The sequence below is a fragment of the Curtobacterium sp. MCLR17_058 genome (genome assembly GCF_003234705.2).
Classification (GTDB): domain Bacteria; phylum Actinomycetota; class Actinomycetes; order Actinomycetales; family Microbacteriaceae; genus Curtobacterium; species Curtobacterium flaccumfaciens.
In genome coordinates this window covers 2,132,718-2,153,332 of the sequence record NZ_CP126262.1, presented here as the reverse complement: position 1 = coordinate 2,153,332, position 20,615 = coordinate 2,132,718, and the positions used below count along the sequence as shown (strand labels likewise).

At 72.3% G+C, this 20,615-nt stretch carries 20 protein-coding genes; 18 read left to right on the top strand and 2 right to left on the bottom strand.

Annotated elements, in window-relative coordinates; genetic code table 11:
• Positions 1 to 15: 15 nt before the first annotated feature.
• From pyrR to DEJ11_RS10195, 11 genes are read left to right on the top strand one after another with little or no spacing between them, the layout of a single operon-like run.
• On the top strand, positions 16 to 615 hold the full coding sequence (gene pyrR, locus DEJ11_RS10245; RefSeq protein ID WP_017887177.1) for a bifunctional pyr operon transcriptional regulator/uracil phosphoribosyltransferase PyrR: 600 nt from the start codon (positions 16 to 18) through the stop codon (positions 613 to 615).
• On the top strand, positions 615 to 1,589 hold the full coding sequence (locus tag DEJ11_RS10240) for an aspartate carbamoyltransferase catalytic subunit (protein ID WP_071403715.1): 975 nt from the start codon (positions 615 to 617) through the stop codon (positions 1,587 to 1,589). Before pyrR ends, DEJ11_RS10240 begins: the two co-directional genes overlap by 1 nt.
• Positions 1,586 to 2,944 carry a dihydroorotase gene (locus tag DEJ11_RS10235; RefSeq protein ID WP_111103055.1) on the top strand — a complete coding sequence of 453 codons (1,359 nt, stop codon included), beginning with the start codon at positions 1,586 to 1,588 and terminating at the stop codon, positions 2,942 to 2,944. The genes DEJ11_RS10240 and DEJ11_RS10235 overlap by 4 nt, the downstream gene beginning before the upstream one ends.
• Positions 2,941 to 3,504 carry a PH-like domain-containing protein gene (locus DEJ11_RS10230; protein WP_111103053.1) on the top strand — a complete coding sequence of 188 codons (564 nt, stop codon included), beginning with the start codon at positions 2,941 to 2,943 and terminating at the stop codon, positions 3,502 to 3,504. The genes DEJ11_RS10235 and DEJ11_RS10230 overlap by 4 nt, the downstream gene beginning before the upstream one ends.
• Positions 3,501 to 4,700: a glutamine-hydrolyzing carbamoyl-phosphate synthase small subunit gene (gene carA, locus DEJ11_RS10225; protein ID WP_111103051.1), complete on the top strand. Its 1,200-nt coding sequence runs from the start codon at positions 3,501 to 3,503 to the stop codon at positions 4,698 to 4,700. The genes DEJ11_RS10230 and carA overlap by 4 nt, the downstream gene beginning before the upstream one ends.
• Positions 4,700 to 7,993, top strand: coding sequence for a carbamoyl-phosphate synthase large subunit (gene carB / locus DEJ11_RS10220; protein WP_111103049.1), 3,294 nt, complete (start codon positions 4,700 to 4,702; stop codon positions 7,991 to 7,993). The genes carA and carB overlap by 1 nt, the downstream gene beginning before the upstream one ends.
• A gap of 11 nt (positions 7,994 to 8,004) precedes the next feature.
• Positions 8,005 to 8,889, top strand: a complete 885-nt coding sequence (gene pyrF, locus DEJ11_RS10215) for an orotidine-5'-phosphate decarboxylase (protein ID WP_258375318.1) — start codon at positions 8,005 to 8,007, stop codon at positions 8,887 to 8,889.
• Entirely contained in the window at positions 8,886 to 9,809 is a 924-nt protein-coding gene (gene gmk, locus DEJ11_RS10210) for a guanylate kinase (protein ID WP_239001435.1), read from the top strand. The genes pyrF and gmk overlap by 4 nt, the downstream gene beginning before the upstream one ends.
• Positions 9,810 to 9,836: 27 nt before the next feature.
• Positions 9,837 to 10,100, top strand: coding sequence for a DNA-directed RNA polymerase subunit omega (rpoZ, locus tag DEJ11_RS10205; protein WP_017887186.1), 264 nt, complete (start codon positions 9,837 to 9,839; stop codon positions 10,098 to 10,100).
• A gap of 5 nt (positions 10,101 to 10,105) precedes the next feature.
• A complete protein-coding gene (gene metK, locus DEJ11_RS10200; RefSeq protein WP_110858970.1) occupies positions 10,106 to 11,317 on the top strand; it encodes a methionine adenosyltransferase in 1,212 nt (403 codons plus the stop codon).
• 8 nt (positions 11,318 to 11,325) lie between these two features.
• Positions 11,326 to 13,308, top strand: coding sequence for a primosomal protein N' family DNA-binding protein (locus DEJ11_RS10195; RefSeq protein WP_111046411.1), 1,983 nt, complete (start codon positions 11,326 to 11,328; stop codon positions 13,306 to 13,308).
• Positions 13,309 to 13,430: 122 nt separating this feature from the next.
• Here DEJ11_RS10195 and DEJ11_RS10190 read toward each other — a convergent pair whose 3' ends face one another.
• Both DEJ11_RS10190 and DEJ11_RS10185 read right to left on the bottom strand, forming a co-directional pair.
• Positions 13,431 to 13,886 (bottom strand): DUF4383 domain-containing protein, encoded by a 456-nt coding sequence (locus DEJ11_RS10190; RefSeq protein WP_111029258.1) that lies wholly within the window; start codon positions 13,884 to 13,886, stop codon positions 13,431 to 13,433.
• A 14-nt stretch (positions 13,887 to 13,900) separates the two neighbouring features.
• Entirely contained in the window at positions 13,901 to 14,230 is a 330-nt protein-coding gene (locus DEJ11_RS10185) for a DUF8129 domain-containing protein (protein WP_111103047.1), read from the bottom strand.
• Between the two features lie 134 nt (positions 14,231 to 14,364).
• Here DEJ11_RS10185 and fmt point away from each other — a divergent pair, with 134 nt between their 5' ends.
• From fmt to hisF, 7 genes are all read left to right on the top strand, one after another.
• Positions 14,365 to 15,300, top strand: coding sequence for a methionyl-tRNA formyltransferase (fmt, locus tag DEJ11_RS10180; RefSeq protein ID WP_111103046.1), 936 nt, complete (start codon positions 14,365 to 14,367; stop codon positions 15,298 to 15,300).
• Complete coding sequence (locus DEJ11_RS10175; RefSeq protein ID WP_258375316.1) at positions 15,297 to 16,865, top strand: RsmB/NOP family class I SAM-dependent RNA methyltransferase; 1,569 nt, start codon at positions 15,297 to 15,299, stop codon at positions 16,863 to 16,865. The genes fmt and DEJ11_RS10175 overlap by 4 nt, the downstream gene beginning before the upstream one ends.
• A gap of 101 nt (positions 16,866 to 16,966) precedes the next feature.
• The gene (locus tag DEJ11_RS10170; RefSeq protein ID WP_258375315.1) at positions 16,967 to 17,869 is read left to right on the top strand and encodes an Abi family protein; all 903 of its coding nucleotides are present in this window, start codon (positions 16,967 to 16,969) and stop codon (positions 17,867 to 17,869) included.
• Positions 17,870 to 17,906: 37 nt separating this feature from the next.
• The gene (gene rpe / locus DEJ11_RS10165) at positions 17,907 to 18,566 is read left to right on the top strand and encodes a ribulose-phosphate 3-epimerase (RefSeq protein ID WP_110864565.1); all 660 of its coding nucleotides are present in this window, start codon (positions 17,907 to 17,909) and stop codon (positions 18,564 to 18,566) included.
• Between the two features lie 101 nt (positions 18,567 to 18,667).
• On the top strand, positions 18,668 to 18,931 hold the full coding sequence (locus DEJ11_RS10160; RefSeq protein ID WP_027465728.1) for a phosphoribosyl-ATP diphosphatase: 264 nt from the start codon (positions 18,668 to 18,670) through the stop codon (positions 18,929 to 18,931).
• A 58-nt stretch (positions 18,932 to 18,989) separates the two neighbouring features.
• On the top strand, positions 18,990 to 19,829 hold the full coding sequence (gene hisG, locus DEJ11_RS10155; protein ID WP_071403725.1) for an ATP phosphoribosyltransferase: 840 nt from the start codon (positions 18,990 to 18,992) through the stop codon (positions 19,827 to 19,829).
• Between the two features lie 11 nt (positions 19,830 to 19,840).
• The gene (gene hisF / locus DEJ11_RS10150; protein WP_258375314.1) at positions 19,841 to 20,596 is read left to right on the top strand and encodes an imidazole glycerol phosphate synthase subunit HisF; all 756 of its coding nucleotides are present in this window, start codon (positions 19,841 to 19,843) and stop codon (positions 20,594 to 20,596) included.
• Positions 20,597 to 20,615 lie beyond the last annotated feature (19 nt).

The following is a 20,615-nucleotide window of genomic DNA, read 5'->3' as shown; positions in this document are numbered from 1 at the left end:
CGTCAGCATCCTTTAATGCCGTCCAGTGAGGCGGGGAAGGGGGTCGACGTGGGAACCAGAACGGTCCTGCAACAGCCCGACATCACGCGTGCCCTGACACGCATCGCGCACGAGATCCTCGAAGCCAACCACGGGGGCTCGGACCTCGTGCTCCTCGGCATCCCGACCCGCGGCGCCGTCCTGGCGGAACGCCTCGGCCGGATCCTGGCCGGCATCGAGCCGGAGTGGTCCTCGGCCGCCGGTGGCATCGGGACGGAGCGTGTCGGCACGCTCGACGTCACCATGCACCGCGACGACCTCGGCCACGGCATCGGTCGCGCACCGCACCGGACGGTCATCCCCGCCGGCGGCATCGACGGCAAGGTCGTCGTGCTCGTCGACGACGTGCTCTACTCCGGCCGTACCGTCCGCGCCGCGCTCGACGCGCTGCAGGGCATCGGCCGGCCGCGTGCCGTCCGGCTCGCCGTGCTCGTCGACCGCGGCCACCGTGAGCTGCCGATCCGCGCGGACCACGTGGGCAAGAACCTGCCGACCGCGTCCGACGAGCGGGTCACCCTGCACCTGGCCGAGACCGACGGCGACGACACCGTGTTCATCGAGCAGGGGGTGGCGTGATGCGGCACCTGCTCTCCACCGCCGACCTGTCCCGCGACCAGGCCGTCCACATCCTCGACGTCGCCGAGGAGATGGCCGAGGTCAACACGCGCGAGGTCCGGAAGCTCCCGGCCCTGCGCGGCAAGACCGTGGTGAACCTGTTCTTCGAGGACTCCACGCGCACGCGCATCTCGTTCGAGGCCGCCGCGAAGCGCCTGTCCGCCGACGTCCTGAACTTCGCCGCGAAGGGCTCGAGCGTCTCCAAGGGCGAATCCCTGAAGGACACCGTGCAGACCCTCGGCGCGATGGGCATCGACGGCATCGTCATGCGCCACGGTGCATCGGGCGCCCCGCGGGTGCTCGCCGACGCCGACTGGATCGACGTACCGGTGGTCAACGCCGGTGACGGCACCCACGAACACCCGACGCAGGCGCTGCTCGACGCCTTCACCATGCGCCGCCGCCTGCACGGTGCCGGCTCGCGCGGCCAGGGCCTCGACGGCGTGCGCGTCCTGATCATCGGCGACGTGCTGCACAGCCGGGTCGCCCGGTCGAACGCCTGGCTGCTCCGCACCCTCGGCGCGAGCGTGACCTTCGCCGCGCCGCCGACGCTGCTGCCCGCCACCCCGTCGCCGTTCGGCGCCGCGGTGCACCACGACCTCGACACCGCCCTGGCCGAGGACCCGGACGTCGTCATGACGCTCCGTATCCAGCAGGAGCGGATGAACGACGCCTTCTTCCCGAACCCGCGCGAGTACACGCGGCACTGGGGCCTGACGGCGGCGCGCTTCGGGCGGCTGTCCGAGCGCACGCTGATCATGCACCCCGGCCCGATGAACCGCGGGCTCGAGATCGCCGGCGTCGCCGCCGACGACCCCCGTTCGACGGTCGTCGAGCAGGTCGAGAACGGCGTCTCGGTCCGGATGGCCGTCCTCTACCTCGCCCTGACGGGCAGTGCCGGCACCGGCACCGACGCGAAGGAGTCCGCCGCATGACCGCTCACCTGATCCGTGGCGCGCAGCTGGTCGACGGCTCGCGTGCCGACATCCGCCTGGAGGCCGGGCGCATCACCGCGGTCGGGTCCGGTCTCGACACGGCCGGCGCCACCACCGTGGACGCGGACGGCCTCATCGCCCTGCCCGGTCTCGTGGACCTCCACACGCACCTGCGCGAGCCCGGTCACGAGGAGTCCGAGACCGTCCTCACCGGCTCGCGTGCCGCGGCCGCCGGTGGCTTCACCGCCGTGAACGCCATGGCGAACTCGAGCCCCGTCGCCGACACCGCCGGGGTCGTCGAGCAGGTCCAGGCACTCGGTGACGACGCGGGCTACGTGACGGTCCGCCCGATCGGCGCCGTGTCGCAGGGGCTGCAGGGCACGCACCTGTCCGAGATCGGCGCGATGGCGACCTCGCGGGCGAAGGTCCGGGTGTTCTCGGACGACGGCTCGTGCGTGGCCGACCCGCTGCTCATGCGCCGCGCACTCGAGTACATCAAGGGCTTCGGCGGGGTGCTCGCGCAGCACGCCCAGGAGCCCCGGCTGACCATCGGCGCGCAGATGAACGAGGGCCGGCTGTCCTCGGAGCTCGGCCTCGCCGGGTGGCCCGCCGTCGCGGAAGAGGCGATCATCGCCCGCGACGTCCTGCTCGCCGACCACGTCGGAGCACGTCTGCACGTCTGCCACGTCTCGACGGCCGGCAGCGTCGAGGTGATCCGGTGGGCGAAGTCCCGCGGCATCGACGTCACGGCCGAGGTCACCCCGCACCACCTGGTGCTCACCGAGGACCTCATCGCCGGCCACGACGGTGCGCCCGGCTACGACGCCCGCTACAAGGTGAACCCGCCGCTCCGCGCCCGCGAGGACGTCGAGGCGCTCCGCGCGGCCCTGGCCGACGGCACCATCGACATCGTCGCGACCGACCACGCGCCGCACACCGCCGAGGCGAAGTGCTGCGAGTGGCCCGCCGCCGCGAACGGCATGGTCGGCCTCGAATCGGCGCTGAGCGTGGTGCAGTCCGCCGTGGTCGACGACGGCCGGCTCGACTGGGCCGACGTCGCCCGGGTGCTGTCCGAGGCGCCGGCGCGGATCGGCCAGGTCGAGGGGCACGGGCAGCGCATCGCCGTGGGAGCACCCGCCGAGATCACGCTCTACGATCCGTCGGCCAGCCGCGAGTTCGCGGTCACCGACCTCGCCGGCCAGTCGCAGAACTCGCCGTACCTCGGCATGACCCTGCCTGGCCGGGTCGTCGCGACCTTCCACCAGGGGTACGCGACGGTGCTCGACGGCCGGGTCGTCGACGCGGACACGATCGCGGCGCACGCCGCGGCGCTCCGGACAGGGGCGCGCGCATGAGCGGCGACGCGCAGCGCTGGCTCCTCGGCGCGGTGATCCTGCTCGCGGTCGCCGCCCTGTTCGTCGCGATGGCGCGCACCTGGCGGACGCGGACCAGGAAGCAGGCGGAAGCCGTGCCTCCAGTCCGCGTGCCGGCCGACCTGGCACCGGCGGTCGGGTCGTGGGACGGGTTCACCGTCGCGACGACCCGCGCCGACCAGCCGTTGGAACGCATCACCGCAGGCGGCCTCGGGTTCCGCGGCCGCGGCGGGGTGACGGTCCACGCGACCGGCGTGGTGATGCGCCTTGCCGGTACCGACGACCGCTGGATCGCGCGCGACGCGGTCCGCGGCGCCGACCGCTCCACGTGGGCGATCGACCGAGTGGTCGAACCCGGGGGACTGGTCCGTCTGCGATGGACGGCGACCGGCGCCGCAGGTGCGACGGACCTGGACACCTACTTCCGGTTCCCGGAGGGCGACGCATCCGCGCTGCACGCCCTGCAGGGACTGACCGAGACCGGGCCGCAGGCGACTGCGGCCGATGCTCCGCGAACCGCGGGCGAAGGGAAGAAAGCATGACACGCGAACGGGCCGTCCTGGTCCTCGAAGACGGCACCCGGTACGACGGCTGGGCCTACGGCGCCCGTGGGCGCACGCTCGGCGAGGTGGTCTTCGCGACCGGCATGACCGGCTACCAGGAGACGCTGACCGACCCCTCCTACGCCGGACAGATCGTGGTGCAGACCGCGCCGCACATCGGCAACACCGGGGTGAACGACGAGGACCCCGAGTCCCGTCGCATCTGGGTCTCCGGGTACGTGGTGCGCGACCCCAGCCGCGTGGTGTCGAACCACCGCGCGAACGCCACGCTCGACGACCACCTGGTGCGCGACGGCATCGTCGGCATCTCCGGCATCGACACCCGCGCACTCACCCGCCGCATCCGTGACGCCGGCGCCATGAAGGGCGGCGTCTTCAGCGGTCCGGACGCGGCGCTGTCGGCCGAGTCGCAGCTGGACGCGGTCGTGTCGCAGGCGACGATGGCCGGCGCGAGCTTCTCGGCGGTCGTGTCCACCCCGGAGACCTACGTCGTCCCCGCCGTCGGCGAGCAGATCGGCACCCTGGCCGTGCTCGACCTCGGCGTGAAGGCCTCGACCACCCGGTACCTCGCGGCCCGCGGCTTCGAGGTGCACGTGGTGCCGCAGGACATCTCCGCTGCGGAGCTGGAAGCCCTCGCACCGGACGCCCTGTTCTACTCGAACGGCCCCGGCGACCCCGCCGCGTCGGACGCACAGGTGGAGCTGCTGCAGGACAGCCTGCGCACCGGCCGCCCGTTCTTCGGCATCTGCTTCGGCAACCAGCTGCTCGGCCGCGCGCTCGGCTTCGGCACTTACAAGCTGCCCTTCGGTCACCGCGGCATCAACCAGCCGGTGCTCGACACGACCACGGGCAAGGTCGAGATCACGAGCCAGAACCACGGCTTCGCGGTCGACGCGCCCCTCGGCGAGGTCCTCGAGTCCCCGGCCGGGTTCGGTCGGGTCGAGGTCTCGCACTACTCGCTGAACGACAACGTGGTCGAGGGCCTCCGCGCGCTCGACGTGCCGGCGTTCAGCGTGCAGTACCACCCCGAGGCCGCCGCCGGACCGCACGACAGCATGTACCTCTTCGACCGGTTCGCGGACATGGTGCGCGAGCGTCGCGACGGGGAGCCGCTCGACGCGGCCACCGCCGATGCCACGACCCCCGCAGCAGACATCACCAAGGAAGCGAACTGATGCCCAAGCGCGCAGACATCAACTCCGTCCTCGTCATCGGCTCCGGCCCGATCGTCATCGGTCAGGCCGCCGAGTTCGACTACTCCGGCACGCAGGCGTGCCGCGTCCTCCGGGCCGAGGGCGTCCGGGTCATCCTGGTCAACCCGAACCCGGCGACGATCATGACCGACCCCGACTTCGCCGACGCGACCTACATCGAGCCGATCACGAACGCGTCGCTCGAGGAGATCATCCGCATCGAGAAGCCGGACGCGGTCCTGCCGACCCTCGGCGGCCAGACGGCCCTGAACGCGGCCATCGCGCTCGACGAGGCCGGCATCCTCGCGAAGCACGGCGTCGAGCTCATCGGCGCCAAGGTCGAGGCGATCCAGCGCGGCGAGGACCGCCAGCTCTTCAAGGAGCTCGTGCTCGAGTCCGGTGCCGACGTCGCCCGCAGCCACATCGCGCACACGTTGGAGGAAGCGAAGGAGTTCGCGAAGGACCTCGGGTACCCGCTGGTCGTCCGCCCGTCCTTCACCATGGGCGGCCTCGGCTCGGGCTTCGCCTACAACGAGGCCGAACTCGTCCGCTTCGTCGGCGACGGGCTGCAGTCCAGCCCGACGACCGAGGTCCTGCTCGAGGAGTCCATCCTCGGCTGGAAGGAGTACGAGCTCGAGCTGATGCGCGACAACTACGACAACACCGTCGTCATCTGCTCCATCGAGAACGTCGACCCGGTCGGCGTCCACACCGGTGACTCGATCACGGTCGCCCCCGCGCTGACCCTGACCGACCGCGAGTACCAGAACATGCGGAACATCGGCATCGACATCATCCGTCGCGTCGGCGTCGACACCGGTGGCTGCAACATCCAGTTCGCCGTCGACCCGTCGAACGGCCGCGTCATCGTCATCGAGATGAACCCCCGCGTGTCCCGCTCGTCCGCCCTCGCGTCGAAGGCCACGGGCTTCCCGATCGCCAAGATCGCCGCGAAGCTCGCCATCGGCTACCGGCTCGACGAGATCGAGAACGACATCACGAAGGTCACCCCGGCGAGCTTCGAGCCGACCCTCGACTACGTGGTCGTGAAGACCCCGCGGTTCGCGTTCGAGAAGTTCCCGGCCGCCGACGCCACCCTCACCACGACGATGAAGAGCGTCGGCGAGGCGATGGCCATCGGCCGGAACTACGCCACCGCGCTGCAGAAGTCGCTGCGCTCGCTCGAGAAGCGCGGGTCGAGCTTCCACTGGGACACCCCGGCGGCCGAGCTCGACAAGGACGCCCTGCTGGCGAAGGCGTCGATCCCGACCGACGGCCGCATCGTCACGGTCCAGCAGGCGCTGGTCGCGGGTGCCACCGCGGACGAGGTCTTCGAGGCCACCAAGATCGACCCCTGGTTCATCGACCAGATCGTGCTCATCAACGAGGTCGCGGACGAGGTCCGGGCCGCCGACACCCTCGACGCGGACACGATGCGCTGGGCGAAGGAGCACGGCTTCAGCGACACCCAGATCGCGAGCCTGCGCAGCACGGACGCGGCTCCGGTCTCCGAGCAGCAGGTCCGTGACGAGCGGCACGCCCAGGGCATCCGACCGGTCTTCAAGACGGTCGACACCTGCGCCGGCGAGTTCCCCGCCCTGACGCCGTACCACTACTCGTCGTACGACACCGAGACCGAGATCACGCCGAGCGACCGCAAGAAGGTCGTCATCCTCGGCTCCGGCCCGAACCGCATCGGGCAGGGCGTCGAGTTCGACTACTCGTGCGTGCACGCGTCCTTCGCGCTGAGCGCCGCCGGGTTCGAGACGATCATGATCAACTGCAACCCCGAGACCGTCTCGACCGACTACGACACCTCGGACCGCCTGTACTTCGAACCGCTGACCGCCGAGGACGTCCTCGAGGTCATCGAGGCCGAGGCCGCGTCCGGCAAACTCGTCGGCGTCGTCGTGCAGCTCGGTGGCCAGACCGCCCTCGGCCTGGCGAAGCCGCTCGAGGCCGCGGGCATCCCGATCCTCGGCACCAGCCCCACCGCGATCGACTCGGCCGAGGAGCGCGGGCAGTTCTCCGCCATCCTCGACGCCGCCGGCCTGCTCGCACCGCGGAACGGCACCGCCCACGACCTGGCCAGCGCGACCACGGTGGCCGAGGAGATCGGGTACCCCGTCCTCGTCCGCCCGTCGTTCGTGCTCGGCGGCCGCGGCATGGAGATCCTGTACGACTCCCCGTCGCTCGCGGACTACTTCGACCGGATGGCCGACCAGGCGATCATCGGCCCGGAGCTCCCGCTGCTGGTCGACCGGTTCCTGGACGACGCCGTGGAGATCGACGTCGACGCGCTCTTCGACGGCGAGCGGCTCTACATCGGCGGCATCATGGAGCACCTCGAAGAGGCCGGCATCCACTCCGGCGACTCGGCCTGCACCCTGCCCCCGGTCGGCCTCGGCCGCGCGGAGATCCAGGGCGTCGTCGACGCGACCGAGAAGATCGCCCGCGGCATCGGCGTGCAGGGCCTGCTCAACGTCCAGTTCGCCATCGGCGCCGGCGTGCTCTACGTCCTCGAGGCGAACCCGCGCGCCAGCCGCACCGTGCCCTTCGTCTCGAAGGCGCTCGGCATCCCGCTGGCCAAGGCCGCGTCCCGCATCATGACCGGCACCACGGTCGCCGAGCTCGTCGCCGAGGGCATGCTGCCCGAGCGTGACGGGGCGTTCGTGCCCGCCCAGTCGCCCGTCGCCGTGAAGGAGGCCGTGCTGCCCTTCCGTCGCTTCCGCACCCGCGAAGGCCAGGTCGTCGACTCGGTGCTCAGCCCCGAGATGCGCTCCACCGGCGAGGTCATGGGCATCGACCGCGACTTCCCGCGGGCGTTCCTCAAGTCGCAGGACGCCGCGTACGGCGGCCTGCCGACCAGCGGCACGGTCTTCGTGAGCGTCGCCGACACCGACAAGCGCGCGATCGTGCTGCCGGTGCACCGCCTGCAGCAGCTCGGCTTCACGATCATCGCGACCGAGGGCACGGCGGAGATCCTCCGCCGCAACGGCATCGAGGTCGGGATCGTCGGCAAGTACAGCCAGGGCGGCGAGAGCGTCGTCGACCTGCTCGCCAGGGGCGAGGTCGACATCGTCATCAACACGCCGTCGGGTGCCGCCGGTCGTGCGGACGGGTACGAGATCCGCGCGGCCACGGTCGCGGCGGACAAGCCGCTGTTCACGACGATCGCGCAGATCGGGGCGGCCGTCGCGGCGATCGAGACGATCGGTTCGCCGCTCAACGTCCGCAGCCTGCAGGACTACGCGCTCGAGCGCGCGACCTGGTGACGGCTGCCAGCGTGGCAACGACCCGGTCAGGAGGCCCGGCCTCCTTCGGCGACCGCCTCGCGTCCGCCATGGGGGAGCGTTCACCGCTCTGCGTCGGGATCGACCCCCACGCCGCCACCCTTGCGGCGTGGGGGCTCGCCCGCGACGAGCAGGGCCTGACGGCGTTCGGCGCGACCCTGGTCGACGCGGCCGCCGGCCGCGCGGCGATCGTGAAGCCGCAGGTCGCCTTCTTCGAGGCGGCGGGGGTCGCGGGCTACCGTGCGCTCGACGCGACGATCCGCCGGGCACGCGATGCGGGCCTCCTGGTCGTCGCCGACGTGAAGCGGGGCGACATCGGGACCACCGGTGACGACTACGCGCTGGCGTGGCTGGACCGCGACGGGCCGTTCGCGGCCGACGCGATGACGGTGTCGCCGTACCTCGGGTACGGCTCGCTCCGGGGCACGATCGACGTCGCGCGCCGGAACGGTGCCGGGGTCTTCGTGCTCGCGGCGACGAGCAACCCCGAGGCCCGTGTGCTGCAGACCGCGGTGCTCGCGGAAGGACCGCGTACCGGCCGGACGGTCGCGGCCGGTATCGTCTTGGACGTGGCAGACGACAACCGGTCCGTGGGCGATCAGGCCCTCGGCGATGTCGGGCTCGTGCTCGGCGCGACCCTTCACCTCGACGACTTCGGCATCGACGCGGACACGATCGGCACCGCTCCGGTCCTCGCCCCGGGCTTCGGTGCCCAGGGCGCCCGCATCGAGGACCTCCGTGCGCTGTACGGCGGGCGTGCCGAGCAGGTGCTCGTGAGCGAGTCGCGCGGCCTGCTGACCGACGGTCCGGACGGCGTCGCGGCGCTCGTCACCGACCGCGCGGACCGCATCCGCACCGCACTGGTGGCGGCAGCGTGACCGACGAACACGAGGGCCTGCCCGCCCACCGGACCCCGCCAGAGGTCGACCGCGTCGCTGCGGCGAAGGCCGCGGTCGCCGCGCGACGCGCCCGGGCCGCGGTGAAGGCCGCGATCGCATCGGGGGAGCGCTCGGCACTCGACGTCGCCCGTGCCGCCTGGGACGACTCGCTGGTCGAGACGACCTCGGCGGAACGCTCGCTGCGGGTCCGTGACCTGCTGGTGAGCCTGCCGGGGATCGGCCCCGCACGAGCCGAGGCGATCATGGGGACCCTGCGGATCGCCCCCTCGAAGCGCCTCGGTGGCCTCGGCACCCGGCAGCGCACCGCCCTGGCCGACTGGCTCGCCGCCCGCGGTCGCAAGCGTGGCGCCTCGAAGCTCGTCGTGCTCGCCGGACCCACCGCGGTCGGCAAGGGCACGGTCAGCGCGCACATCCGACAGCACTACCCGGACGTCAACCTCAGCGTCTCCGCCACCACCCGGAAGCCGCGCCCCGGCGAGGTCGACGGCGTGCACTACTACTTCGTGGACGACGACGAGTTCGACCGCATGATCCGCGACCGCGAGCTGCTCGAGTGGGCGACCGTCCACAACTCGTACCGCTACGGCACCCCGCGCCCGCCGATCGACCGCGCGCTCGACGCCGGCGAGAAGGTCATGCTGGAGATCGACCTGCAGGGCGCCCGGCAGGTGCGCGACGCCATGCCCGAGGCGGTGCTCGTGTTCCTGCTGCCCCCGACGTGGGAGGAACTGGTGCGCCGGCTGATCGGCCGCGGCACCGAATCCGCGGAGGAACAGGCGCGTCGTCTCGAGACCGCGAAGGTCGAGCTGGCCGCGCAGGACGAGTTCGACGTGCGGATCGTGAACTCCGATGTCGGCACCGCGGCACGTGAGGTCGTAGACTTGTTCTCTGCGCCCTGACGGGTGCACTGACTTCGAGGAGACACCATGGCCAACCCCCAGGGCATCATCGACCCGCCCATCGACGACCTGCTCAGCAAGGTCGAGTCGAAGTACGCGCTCGTCATCTTCGCGTCGAAGCGCGCCCGCCAGATCAACGACTACTACGCCGACCTGCACGAGGGCTCGCTCTTCGACAACGTCGGACCGCTCGTCGACTCGACGATCGACGACAAGCCGCTGTCCGTCGCGCTCCACGAGATCAACGAGGACAAGCTCACCGTCACCAAGCAGCAGCAGCCCACCGACTGATCCCGGTGACTGCAGCTGCTCTCCGCCTCTTCACGTCCGAGTCGGTGACCGAGGGGCACCCCGACAAGATCTGCGACCAGATCTCGGACAGCATCCTCGACGCACTGCTGACGGTCGACCCGAACGCGCGCGTCGCCGTCGAGACGATGGTGACCACCGGGCTCGTGCACGTCGCCGGCGAGGTCACGACCTCCGGCTACGTCGAGATCCCCAAGCTCGTCCGTGACGTCATCACCGGCATCGGCTACAACTCGTCGGACGTCTCGTTCGACGGTGCCACCTGCGGTGTCGAGGTCTCGATCGGCGCGCAGTCGCCCGACATCGCGCAGGGTGTGGACGAGTCGCTCGACTCGCGCACCGGTGCGGTCGACCCGCTCGACCGTCAGGGCGCCGGCGACCAGGGCATCATGTTCGGCTTCGCGACGAACGAGACCCCCGAGTACATGCCGGTCGCGATCTGGCTGGCGCACCGGCTGGCCGAGCGCCTCGCCGCGGTCCGCAAGTCGGGCGAGCTGTCGTTCCTGCGTCCGGACGGCAAGACCCAGGTCACCATCGGGTACGACGGCGTCGTGCCGAAGACCGTAGAGACCGTCGTGCTCTCCACGCAGCACTCGCCGAGCGTCACGCTCGACGAGCTCACCGCGGCGATCACCGAGCACGTGATCCGTCCGGTCCTCGACCTGGTCGACCTCGACTCGTCGCACGTCGACGTCATCGTGAACCCGACCGGTCGCTTCGAGATCGGCGGCCCCCAGGGCGACGCCGGGCTCACCGGCCGCAAGGTGATCGTCGACACCTACGGCGGGGCCTCCCGGCACGGTGGCGGCGCGTTCAGCGGCAAGGACCCGTCGAAGGTCGACCGTTCGGCGGCGTACGCGCTGCGCTGGGTCGCCAAGAACGCGGTCGCCGCAGGGCTCGCCGACCGGCTCGAGGTGCAGGTCGCGTACGCGATCGGCCGTGCGAAGCCCGTCGGGCTCTACGTCGAGACCTTCGGCACCGGACACGTCGACGACGCCACGATCGAGGCCGCCATCCGCCAGGTGTTCGACCTGCGTCCGGCCGCGATCATCCGCGACCTCGACCTGCTCCGACCGATCTACGCGCAGACCGCGACCTACGGCCACTTCGGCCGCGAGCTCCCCGGGTTCACGTGGGAGCAGCTCGACCGTGTCGAGGAACTCCGCGCCGCCGCAGGACTCGTCGCCGCGACCGTCTGAAGCACCGCGTGACCACCGTCGCGCGCGTCGTCCTCGACTCGCCGCTCCCGCAGTTGGACCGTCTGTTCGACTACCGGGTGCCGGCCGAGCTCGAGGACGACTGCGTCGCGGGGGTCCGCGTCAAGGTGCCGCTGCGCACCGGGGCCCGGATGTCCGACGGCTACGTGGTCGAGATCGTCACCGAGGGCGAGTACCCGGGGGAACTCAGTCAGATCGAGGCCGTGCTGTCCCCGGTGCCCGTGCTCGCGCCGGAGATCTGGACCCTCGCGCGTGCCGTCGCCGACCGGGCCGCGGGTGTCGCCTCCGACGTCCTGCGCCTCGCCGTGCCACCGCGGCAGGTGCGCGCCGAGAAGGCCTGGCTCGCCCGGGACACCGCGTGGTCGCCGCCGCCGGTGACCGCCCCGCCCGTCACCGGCTACGCCGACGGCGTCCTGGAGGCCGTGGTGACGGAGCACGGACGCGCCGCGGTCGCCGCCGTGCCCCAGCCCGTGGCGGTGGGTGACGCGGACGCACCGGTCTGGGTGCCGGGATGGGCCGCGACGCTCGCCCAGGCCGCCGCACACACGGTGGCGGCCGAGCAGTCCGCGGTGATCGCCGTGCCGGACTTCCGCGACGTCATCGACCTCGAGCGCGCCCTGCTCGCCGTGCTGCCGCCGGAACGGGTGGTTCGGTTCGACGCCAAGCAGACGAACGGGCAGCGCGCGAAGGCCCTGCTGCAGGCCCGCACGCACCCGGTGGTCGCGATCGGCAACCGTACGGCGATGTACGCGCCGGCGACCGACCTCGGGCTGATCGCGATGTGGGACGACGGCGACGCCTCGTTCATCGAGCAGCGGGCCCCCTACGTGCACACGCGTGACGTGGCCCTGGTGCGGGCCGCCCAGTCCGGGGCCGCGCTGCTGTTCGTCTCACACGCGCGCAGCACCGACGTGCAACGGCTGGTGGAGCTGCACTGGCTGCAGGACGTCGTGCCCTACCGCGTGAAGACGCCGAAGGTCATCCCCACCGTGCAGCAGACCGGGGCCGAGGGGTTTGCCGCACAGGCCCGCATCCCGAGCTCCGCCTGGCGTGCCGCGCGCGAGGCCAGCCAGCACGGTGCCGTCCTGGTGCAGGTCGCGAGCCCGGGCTTCGGTACGGGGCTGGTCTGCGCCGAGTGCGGCGAACGCGCGCACTGCCGGGTCTGCGGCGGGCCGCTCGGCAGCCCGCACCGCGGCGCCACGCCCCAGTGCCGGTTCTGCGGTGCCCTGGCCGTTGGGTTCCGCTGCCCGACGTGCGGCAACGGCACCGTGAAGCCGGTCGGCCAGGGGGCACAGCGCACCGCGGAGGAGCTCGGGCGGGCGTTCCCCGGCACCCGGATCATCGTCGCGGACGGGTCCCGTCCGCTCGACGAGGTTCCCGCCAAGCCATCGGTCGTCGTCGCCACCCGTGGGGCCGAGCCGTCGGTGCCGGGCGGCTACGCCTGCGTGCTGCTGCTCGACGGCGAGAAGATGCTCGCCCGCGAAGGGCTGCGGGTGCAGGAGGACGTGCTGCGTTTCTGGACGAACGCCGCCGCGAAGTCGGCCCCCGGGGCCGAGGTGTACCTGGTCGGGATCGGCGGGCGCCTGGCCTCGGCGATGGCCCTGTGGCGGCTCGACGGTCCCGCGCACGACGAGCTCACCGACCGCCGCGAACTCCACTTCCCGCCGGCGGTGCGGGTGGCGACGATGACCGGCACCGACGAGGCCGTCACCGCTGCGGTCGAGGCCCTCGGCGACGCCGTCGTCGGTCCGGTGCTCGGCCCGGTCCCGGTCGAGGACGACACGTTGCCGGGCACGGTCCGGGCCATCGTGCGGTTCCCGTACGCGCACGGGGCCGAGGTCGCCGCGACGCTCAAGGCCGAGGTCATCCGGCGCTCGTCGACCCGGCGGGTGCTCAAGGGCGGCAACCGACGACGGGCCGCTCCGACGCTGCGGGTGCGGTTGGACGACGCGGAGCCGTTCTCCGAGGTCTGACGCCGCCGGTCCCGGGCGGGCCCGGGCGCTGCACGACGCAGAACGACACCGCCGACGTCGTGGGACGTCGGCGGTGTCGTTCGGGGTCTGCCGCCGTGCGGCGACCGGCTGGTGCTGGCCGGTCAGGCGTTGGCGGGCCGACGACGCTCGCGCGGCAGCACGACGCCGAGGGCGACCATGCCGATGGCGAGCACGAGGTGCAGCCAGTTGTCGGCGTTGTTCAGCGGGACGAAGTTCGCACCCGAGCTGTGGCCGGCGGTGAACAGGCCGTAGATCCACAGCACGAAGTAGACGATCCCGCCGAGCACCAGGTACATCCGCGAGCCGGAAGCGCGGTTGGCGGCGAGCAGTCCGACGACGCCGAACAGCAGGTGCACGATGTTGTGCAGCACGGACACCTGGAAGATGCCGAGCAGCATGCCCATCGACTCGTGTCCGGCCCCGGCCAGGTCGCCGGTCGTGATGCCGGGGACGAAGCCGGCGATCCCGACGAGCAGGAACACGATGCCGACCACGAGGGCGGCCTTCTGGACGGACGAACCGGCGTAGCGGTTGGTGGCGGTGGTGACGTCACTCATGGTGTCTCCTGATCTCAGCGCGGTTGCGCGGGGTTGGTGGGCACGCCGTGGGACGGCGGGTTGATCGTCGGACCGGCGGTGGCCGGCGTGACGTCCGCTGGTGCCGAAGCCCCCGCAGACGTCTCGGGGAGGTGCTCCGGCACGGAACCGATCGGCTCCGCACCGCCGTCCAGGGCCTCGATCCGGTGACGGATCCGCTCCAGCACCGGCAACCGCGCGCCGTGGGCGTGCTCGTGGTCGAGCAGCACCTGGAGCTGTTCGCGGTCGAGGGCCGTCAGGTGCTCCGTCAGGTTGCCGAGCGGGACGTGGTCGAAGTCCGGGATGGGCAGGTCTCGGTCGGTCATGGTGCTCCTTCCGTCGATGCAGCCAGAACCTACGCAGCCCACGCTCTGCTGGTGCACAGGCAGAGCTGAGCACCGCGTGCTCCGGACAGGCGGTCGGGGTCGGGTGGGGCCGTCGGCGTGGGAGGATCGAACCCATGCGTCTCGTCGTCGCCGGCAGCCCCGCTGCGGCCGTCCCCACCCTCCGCCGTCTGGCGGCGTCCGACCACGAGATCGTCGCGGTGCTCACGCGGCCGGCCACCCCGCAGGGCCGGAAGCGTGTCCTCACCCCGACCCCGGTGGCCGTCGTCGCAGCGGAGCTCGGACTGCCGGTCATCGAGGCCTCGCGTGTCGACGACGCCGTCACCGCCCGGATCGCGGACCTCGACGTCGACCTCGGCGTGATCGTCGCCTACGGCGCACTGCTCCGCCGCCCGGCCCTCGACGCCCCGCGGCACGGGTGGATCAACCTGCACTTCTCCGACCTGCCGGCGTACCGCGGTGCGGCTCCGGTGCAGCGTGCGGTGATGGCCGGCGACACCCGGACCGCCGCCACGGTCTTCCAGCTGGTCGAGTCGCTCGACGCCGGCCCGGTCTACGCCGCCCTGCCCTTCGAGATCGACCCCGAAGCGACCTCGGGTGAGGTCCTCGCGGCGATGGCCGAGGTCGGCGCCGACGTGGTGGCGGACGTCGTGGACGCCATCGCCGCCGGCACCGCCGTCGCGACCGAGCAGTCCGGCGAGCCCACGCTCGCCCCGAAGCTCACGATCGACGACGGCCGCACCGACTTCGCCGCGCCCGCCGCCTCCGTGCACGCGCTGCTGCGCGGGGTCACGCCCGAGCCCGGCGCGTACGCCCACCTGGGCGAGACCCGCGTGAAGCTGCTCCGCAGCACGATCGAGCCTGGAGGCACGCAGGACCCCGCCCCGTCGCTCGCGCCCGGTGCGCTCGCACTCCACGGCGGACGGCTGCTGGTCGGGACCGCCGACACCCCGCTGGTGCTGCTCGAGGTGCAGCCGGCGGGCAAGAAGGCGATGGACGCCGCCGCCTGGGCCCGTGGCCTCGGCGAACTGGACGGGAAGGTCCTCGCATGAGCCCCCAGACGAAGCCCCAGGGTGCCCGCCGCGGCCCGCGTCCGGCGAGTGCCCGCCGCGTGGCGTTCGACGTGCTCCGCGCCGTGCAGGTCGACGACGCCTACGCGAACCTGCTGCTGCCGACGCGCATCCGCCGCGCCGGGCTCACCGCCCGCGACGCCGGGTTCGCGACCGAGCTCACCTACGGGTCGATCCGGATGCTCGGCCGCTACGACGTGATCATCGCGCTGGCATCCGGTCGCCGCGCCGAGAACATCGAGGCGGACGTCCTCGACGTGATGCGTCTCGGTGCGCACCAGCTGCTCGCCATGCGCACCCCGACGCACGCCGCCGTCGACGCCACGGTCGAGCTCGCCCGTGAGGTCGGTGCCCGCCGCGCCACCGGGTTCGTGAACGCCGTGATGCGCAAGATCGCCGCCCGCACCGACCAGGAGTGGGACGCCCTGATCACCGAGGGCCGCGCCGGGGACGCCCTGCTCGCCACCCGCTGGTCGCACCCGGTCTGGGTCGTCTCGGCGCTCCGCGACGCCCTGGCCGCCGAACGCTCCCGTGACGAGCTCGCCGCCCTGCTCGCCGCCGACAACGCCGCACCCCGGGTGCAGCTCGCGGCCCTGCCCGGACTCGCCACCGACGAGGACATCGCCACGGCGACCGCCCGCACCGCCCCGGACGACGACACCGACGCCGCGTTCGCCGACGCGACCGGTGCGGACGACGTGCCCGCGGCCCTGGTGCCCGTCGACGACGAACCGGAGGCCGACGGCGCGACCGGCACCGTGCCTCCCGTCCGAGCCGACGAGCCCGTCGTGCAGGCGGACGCCGCGCCGGTGTCGCCCGTCGGCATCCGCGGCATCAGCGGCGACCCGGCGCGCGTGCCGGGCGTCGCCGCCGGACGCCTGCGTGTGCAGGACGAGGGGTCGCAGCTCGCCGCGCTGGCGCTGAGCCGCTCGTCGGACGTGCGTGCGGGGGAGCGGTGGCTCGACATGTGCGCCGGGCCCGGCGGCAAGGCCGCGCTGCTCGCCGCCGAGGCGCAGCAGGGCGGGGCGACCCTGGTCGCCAACGAACTCGTGCCCGCCCGCGCCGGACTCGTGCGGAACGCCCTCGGCGTGTTCGGTGACCACGTGCGGGTCGTCGAGGGTGACGCCCGTCGGTACGGACGCGACGGCACCGGGATGACCTTCGACCGCATCCTGCTCGACGCCCCGTGCACCGGGCTCGGCGCGCTGCGTCGCCGACCGGAGGCTCGCTGGCGGAAGCTCCCCGAGGACGTCGAGGAGCTCGCGGCCCTGCAGACCGAACTGCTCGACGCCGCCGTCCGGGTGCTCGCACCGGGCGGGACCCTGGCGTACGTGACGTGCTCGCCGCACCTGGCCGAGACCCGCGGGCAGGTCGACGCGCTGATGGGGCGGCACGGCGACCGGCTCGAGCAGCTCGACACTGCCACGATCGTCCGGGGTGTCGCCGCACGTGACCCCGAGATCGCCGACGGTGCCACGGCGCAGCTGTGGCCGCACCGCATCGGGACGGACGCGATGTTCATCGCGCTGTTCCGTCGCGTCGACTGAGGCGGTTGCTCCGCTGGAGCGCTTCTGATATGTTGGTTCCACAAGACCGGTTCCGCCTGCGAAAGCAGGTCCAGGGCCGGTCCTCTTCGTGTGGGGGTGCGTTGAGCGAGGTCAAGGCGTTCCGGTCGACAAGCCAACAGGTCGCGTTGCTCGAGGCCCGCGGGATGGACGTCGGGGACCACGACGCCGCGGTCGAGCTGCTGCGGCGGGTCAGCTACTACCGACTCAGTGGGTACTGGTACTCGTTCCGTCGACTGCGGTCCGGGCACCGGAGCGACGACTTCGCGGCGGGCACTCGTCTCGCTGACGTGGTCTCCCTCTCCGACTTCGACGCCCGCCTCCGGACCACGGTCTTCGACGCGATCGCGCCGATCGAACTCGCCGTCCGCGCCGCACTCGGCCATGAACTGGGGCGGCTCGATCCGTGCGCCCACCTGGAGCCGGCGCTGCTCGGCGTGCTCGCCCGGTCGGGTGACCAGTACGCCGACTGGCGCCGTCGCCACGACCGTGAGGTCGGGCGGTCCCGAGAGGACTTCGTGGAGCACCACCGGCTCGCCTACGGCGGGACCCTGCCCGTGTGGGCCGCCGTCGAGCTCATGGACTGGGGGAGCCTGAGCCGGCTCTTCGGGTTCGCACCGCCGCTGGTGCAGACCGAGGTCGCCGGAGCGTTCGGGCTGAGACCGCCGCAGTTCTCCTCGTGGCTCCGTGCGCTGAACGTCGTCCGCAACGCCTGTGCCCACCACGGCCGGTTGTTCAACAGGGTGTACCCGAAACGCCCCCGCCTGCCGCGCGGAGGGACGCACGACGGACTCGACCTCGCCGCCCACGCGATGAACCGGACCTACGGCCAGCTGACGCTGGTGCAGTACCTCCGCCAAGCCAGCGGCATCGGGCCGTCCCGGCTGCTCGCCGAAGCGATGGCTGCCTACCCGCCGATCGCACTGGTCCCCTTCGAGCAGACGGGGGCGCCAGTGGACTGGAACGCGACGTCGCTGTGGCGATGACCGCGGGCCTCCAGCGGCACGCCGGTAGGCTTGCCCGGTGACGATCCGCATCTCGCCGAGCATCCTGTCCGCCGACTTCGCGAACCTCGAGCGCGAACTCCAGCGCATCGAGACCGCCGACCTGGTGCACGTCGACGTGATGGACAACCACTTCGTCCCGAACCTGACGCTCGGGCTGCCGATCGTGCAGCGCCTGCAGCAGGTGTCGCCGGTGCCGCTCGACGTGCACCTGATGATCACCGATGCCGACCGCAACGCGCCGAAGTACGCCGAGACCGGTGCATCGAGCGTCACGTTCCACTTCGAGGCAGCCGACGACCCGGTGGCGACCGCCGCGGCGATCCGGTCGAACGGTGCCCGCGCCGCCGTCGCCGTGAAGCCCGGCACCCCGATCACGCAGGTGCTGCACCACCTCGACGCCTACGACATGATCCTGCTGATGACCGTCGAGCCCGGGTTCGGCGGCCAGTCCTTCATGCCGTCCGTGATGCCGAAGCTCGCCGACGCCCGCGCCGCCGTCGATGCCTCCGGGCTCGACGTGTGGCTCGAGGTGGACGGCGGGATCGCCGTCGACACCGTGCCCGAGGCCGTCCGGAGCGGTGCCGACACGCTGGTCGCGGGCTCCGCGGTGTACGGCGGCGAACCCGCCGCGCGCATCGCCGACCTGCGCGAGGCCGCCGCTCGGGCGCGCTCGTGACCGGGGGAGCGCCGGCCGGTACCGGTGTCACCGGGGCGACCACTGCCTCCCGTCCGGACGGTGCGTCGGCAGCGTCAGCGGAGACCGGTAGCCTGGACCTCGTGAAGACGTTCGACGACCTGTTCCAGGAGCTCACCGAGAAGGCGCGCACGCGCCCCGAGGGCTCCGGCACCGTCGCCGAACTGGACGCCGGCGTGCACCAGATCGGCAAGAAGATCGTGGAAGAAGCCGCCGAGGTCTGGATGGCGGCCGAGTACGAGGGCGACGAGCGCACCTCGGAGGAGATCTCGCAGCTGATCTACCACCTCCAGGTCCTCATGGTCGCCAAGGGGCTCACCCCGGCGGACGTCTGGCGACATCTGTAGGAAGCGCCGCCCGGCGCACCGACGACCGCCGACGACCCCACAGAAAGCAGACCCACTGATGCTCCGCATCGCCGTGCCCAACAAGGGCTCCCTGTCCGAGACCGCGTCCGACATGCTGCGGGAGGCCGGGTACGCCGGCCGCCGCGACCCGAAGGCGCTGCACCTGCTCGACGAGCGCAACGGCGTCGAGTTCTTCTTCCTCCGCCCGCGGGACATCGCCACGTACGTGGGGTCCGGCGCACTCGACGTCGGCATCACCGGCCGCGACCTGCTGCTCGACTCCGGGTCCGAGGCACACGAGGTCGACGCGCTCGGCTTCGCCGACTCCACCTTCCGGTTCGCCGGCACGCCCGGTCGGTTCGGCTCGCTGCAGGACCTCGACGGCGTCCGGGTCGCCACGAGCTACCCCGGCCTGGTCGGGGCGTTCCTCGCCGAGCACGGGGTCAGCTCCACGCTCGTGAAGCTCGACGGCGCCGTCGAGAGCGCCGTGCGGCTCGGGGTCGCCGACGCCGTGGCCGACGTCGTGTCGACGGGCAGCACGCTCCGGCAGGCGGGCCTCGAGATCTTCGGCCCGGTGATCCTCGAGTCGACCGCGGTGCTCGTCTCCACCGACGAGACCATCCCCGGCATCGACGTGCTCCGCCGACGCCTGCAGGGCGTGCTCGTCGCCCGTGGCTACGTGATGCTCGACTACGACGTCCCCACGGCCCTGCTCGAGCAGGCGACCGCGGTGGCGTCCGGCATCGAGTCGCCCACCGTGTCGCCGCTGCACGACCGCGACTGGGCCGCGGTCCGCGTGATGATCCCGCGCGACGACGCGAACCTCATCATGGACGCGCTCTACGACCTCGGCGCCCGGGCGATCCTCGTCAGCCCGATCCACGCCGCACGCCTGTGACCGCCGGTGGCGTGTCGGTCCGGGTCATCCCGTGCCTCGACGTCAAGGGCGGCCGCGTCGTCAAGGGCGTGAACTTCCTCGACCTGCAGGACGCCGGTGACCCCGTCGAACTCGCGGCTCGGTACTACGAGCAGGGTGCCGACGAGCTGACCTTCCTCGACGTCGGCGCCACGGTCGAGAACCGGGCGACGATGTACGACACCGTGACCCGGACGGCCGAGCAGGTCTTCATCCCGCTCACCGTCGGCGGCGGGGTGCGCAGTGTGGACGACGTCTCGCGGATGCAGCAGTGCGGCGCGGACAAGATCGGCGTGAACAGCGCAGCGATCGCCCGGCACGAGCTCATCGGCGAGATCGCCGACCGGTTCGGTGCCCAGGCCGTCGTGCTGTCGCTCGACGTCAAGCGCTCCGACCGGATGCCCTCGGGCTTCGTGGTCACCACCCACGGCGGGCGGACCGAGTCCGACCTCGACGCCATCGCGTGGGCACGCGAGGCCGTCGAGCGGGGCGCGGGGGAGCTGCTCGTCAACTCCATCGACGCCGACGGCACGAAGAACGGGTTCGACCTCGAACTCGTGGCCGCGGTGCGCGCCGTCTCGTCGGTCCCGGTGATCGCCTCGGGAGGCGCGGGTCGCGTCGAGCACTTCGCCCCGGCCGTCGACGCGGGTGCGGATGCAGTCCTCGCCGCCAGCGTCTTCCACCGTGGCGAGATGACCGTGGGGGACGTCAAGGCCGCGCTCCGCGCGACCGGCCACGCCGTCCGCTGATCCGCCGCCGTAGGCTAGG

Excerpts from the sequence above, each read along its gene's own strand:
- DEJ11_RS10235 (WP_111103055.1), top strand. The coding sequence starts at position 1,586 with ATGACCGCTCACCTGATCCGTGGCGCGCAGCTGGTCGACGGCTCGCGT.
- carB (WP_111103049.1), top strand. The coding sequence starts at position 4,700 with ATGCCCAAGCGCGCAGACATCAACTCCGTCCTCGTCATCGGCTCCGGC.
- fmt (WP_111103046.1), top strand. The coding sequence starts at position 14,365 with ATGCGTCTCGTCGTCGCCGGCAGCCCCGCTGCGGCCGTCCCCACCCTC.
- carA (WP_111103051.1), top strand. The coding sequence starts at position 3,501 with ATGACACGCGAACGGGCCGTCCTGGTCCTCGAAGACGGCACCCGGTAC.
- DEJ11_RS10240 (WP_071403715.1), top strand. The coding sequence starts at position 615 with ATGCGGCACCTGCTCTCCACCGCCGACCTGTCCCGCGACCAGGCCGTC.
- hisG (WP_071403725.1), top strand. The coding sequence starts at position 18,990 with ATGCTCCGCATCGCCGTGCCCAACAAGGGCTCCCTGTCCGAGACCGCG.
- DEJ11_RS10190 (WP_111029258.1), bottom strand. The coding sequence starts at position 13,886 with ATGAGTGACGTCACCACCGCCACCAACCGCTACGCCGGTTCGTCCGTC.
- DEJ11_RS10175 (WP_258375316.1), top strand. The coding sequence starts at position 15,297 with ATGAGCCCCCAGACGAAGCCCCAGGGTGCCCGCCGCGGCCCGCGTCCG.
- DEJ11_RS10230 (WP_111103053.1), top strand. The coding sequence starts at position 2,941 with ATGAGCGGCGACGCGCAGCGCTGGCTCCTCGGCGCGGTGATCCTGCTC.
- rpoZ (WP_017887186.1), top strand. The coding sequence starts at position 9,837 with ATGGCCAACCCCCAGGGCATCATCGACCCGCCCATCGACGACCTGCTC.
- DEJ11_RS10185 (WP_111103047.1), bottom strand. The coding sequence starts at position 14,230 with ATGACCGACCGAGACCTGCCCATCCCGGACTTCGACCACGTCCCGCTC.
- pyrR (WP_017887177.1), top strand. The coding sequence starts at position 16 with ATGCCGTCCAGTGAGGCGGGGAAGGGGGTCGACGTGGGAACCAGAACG.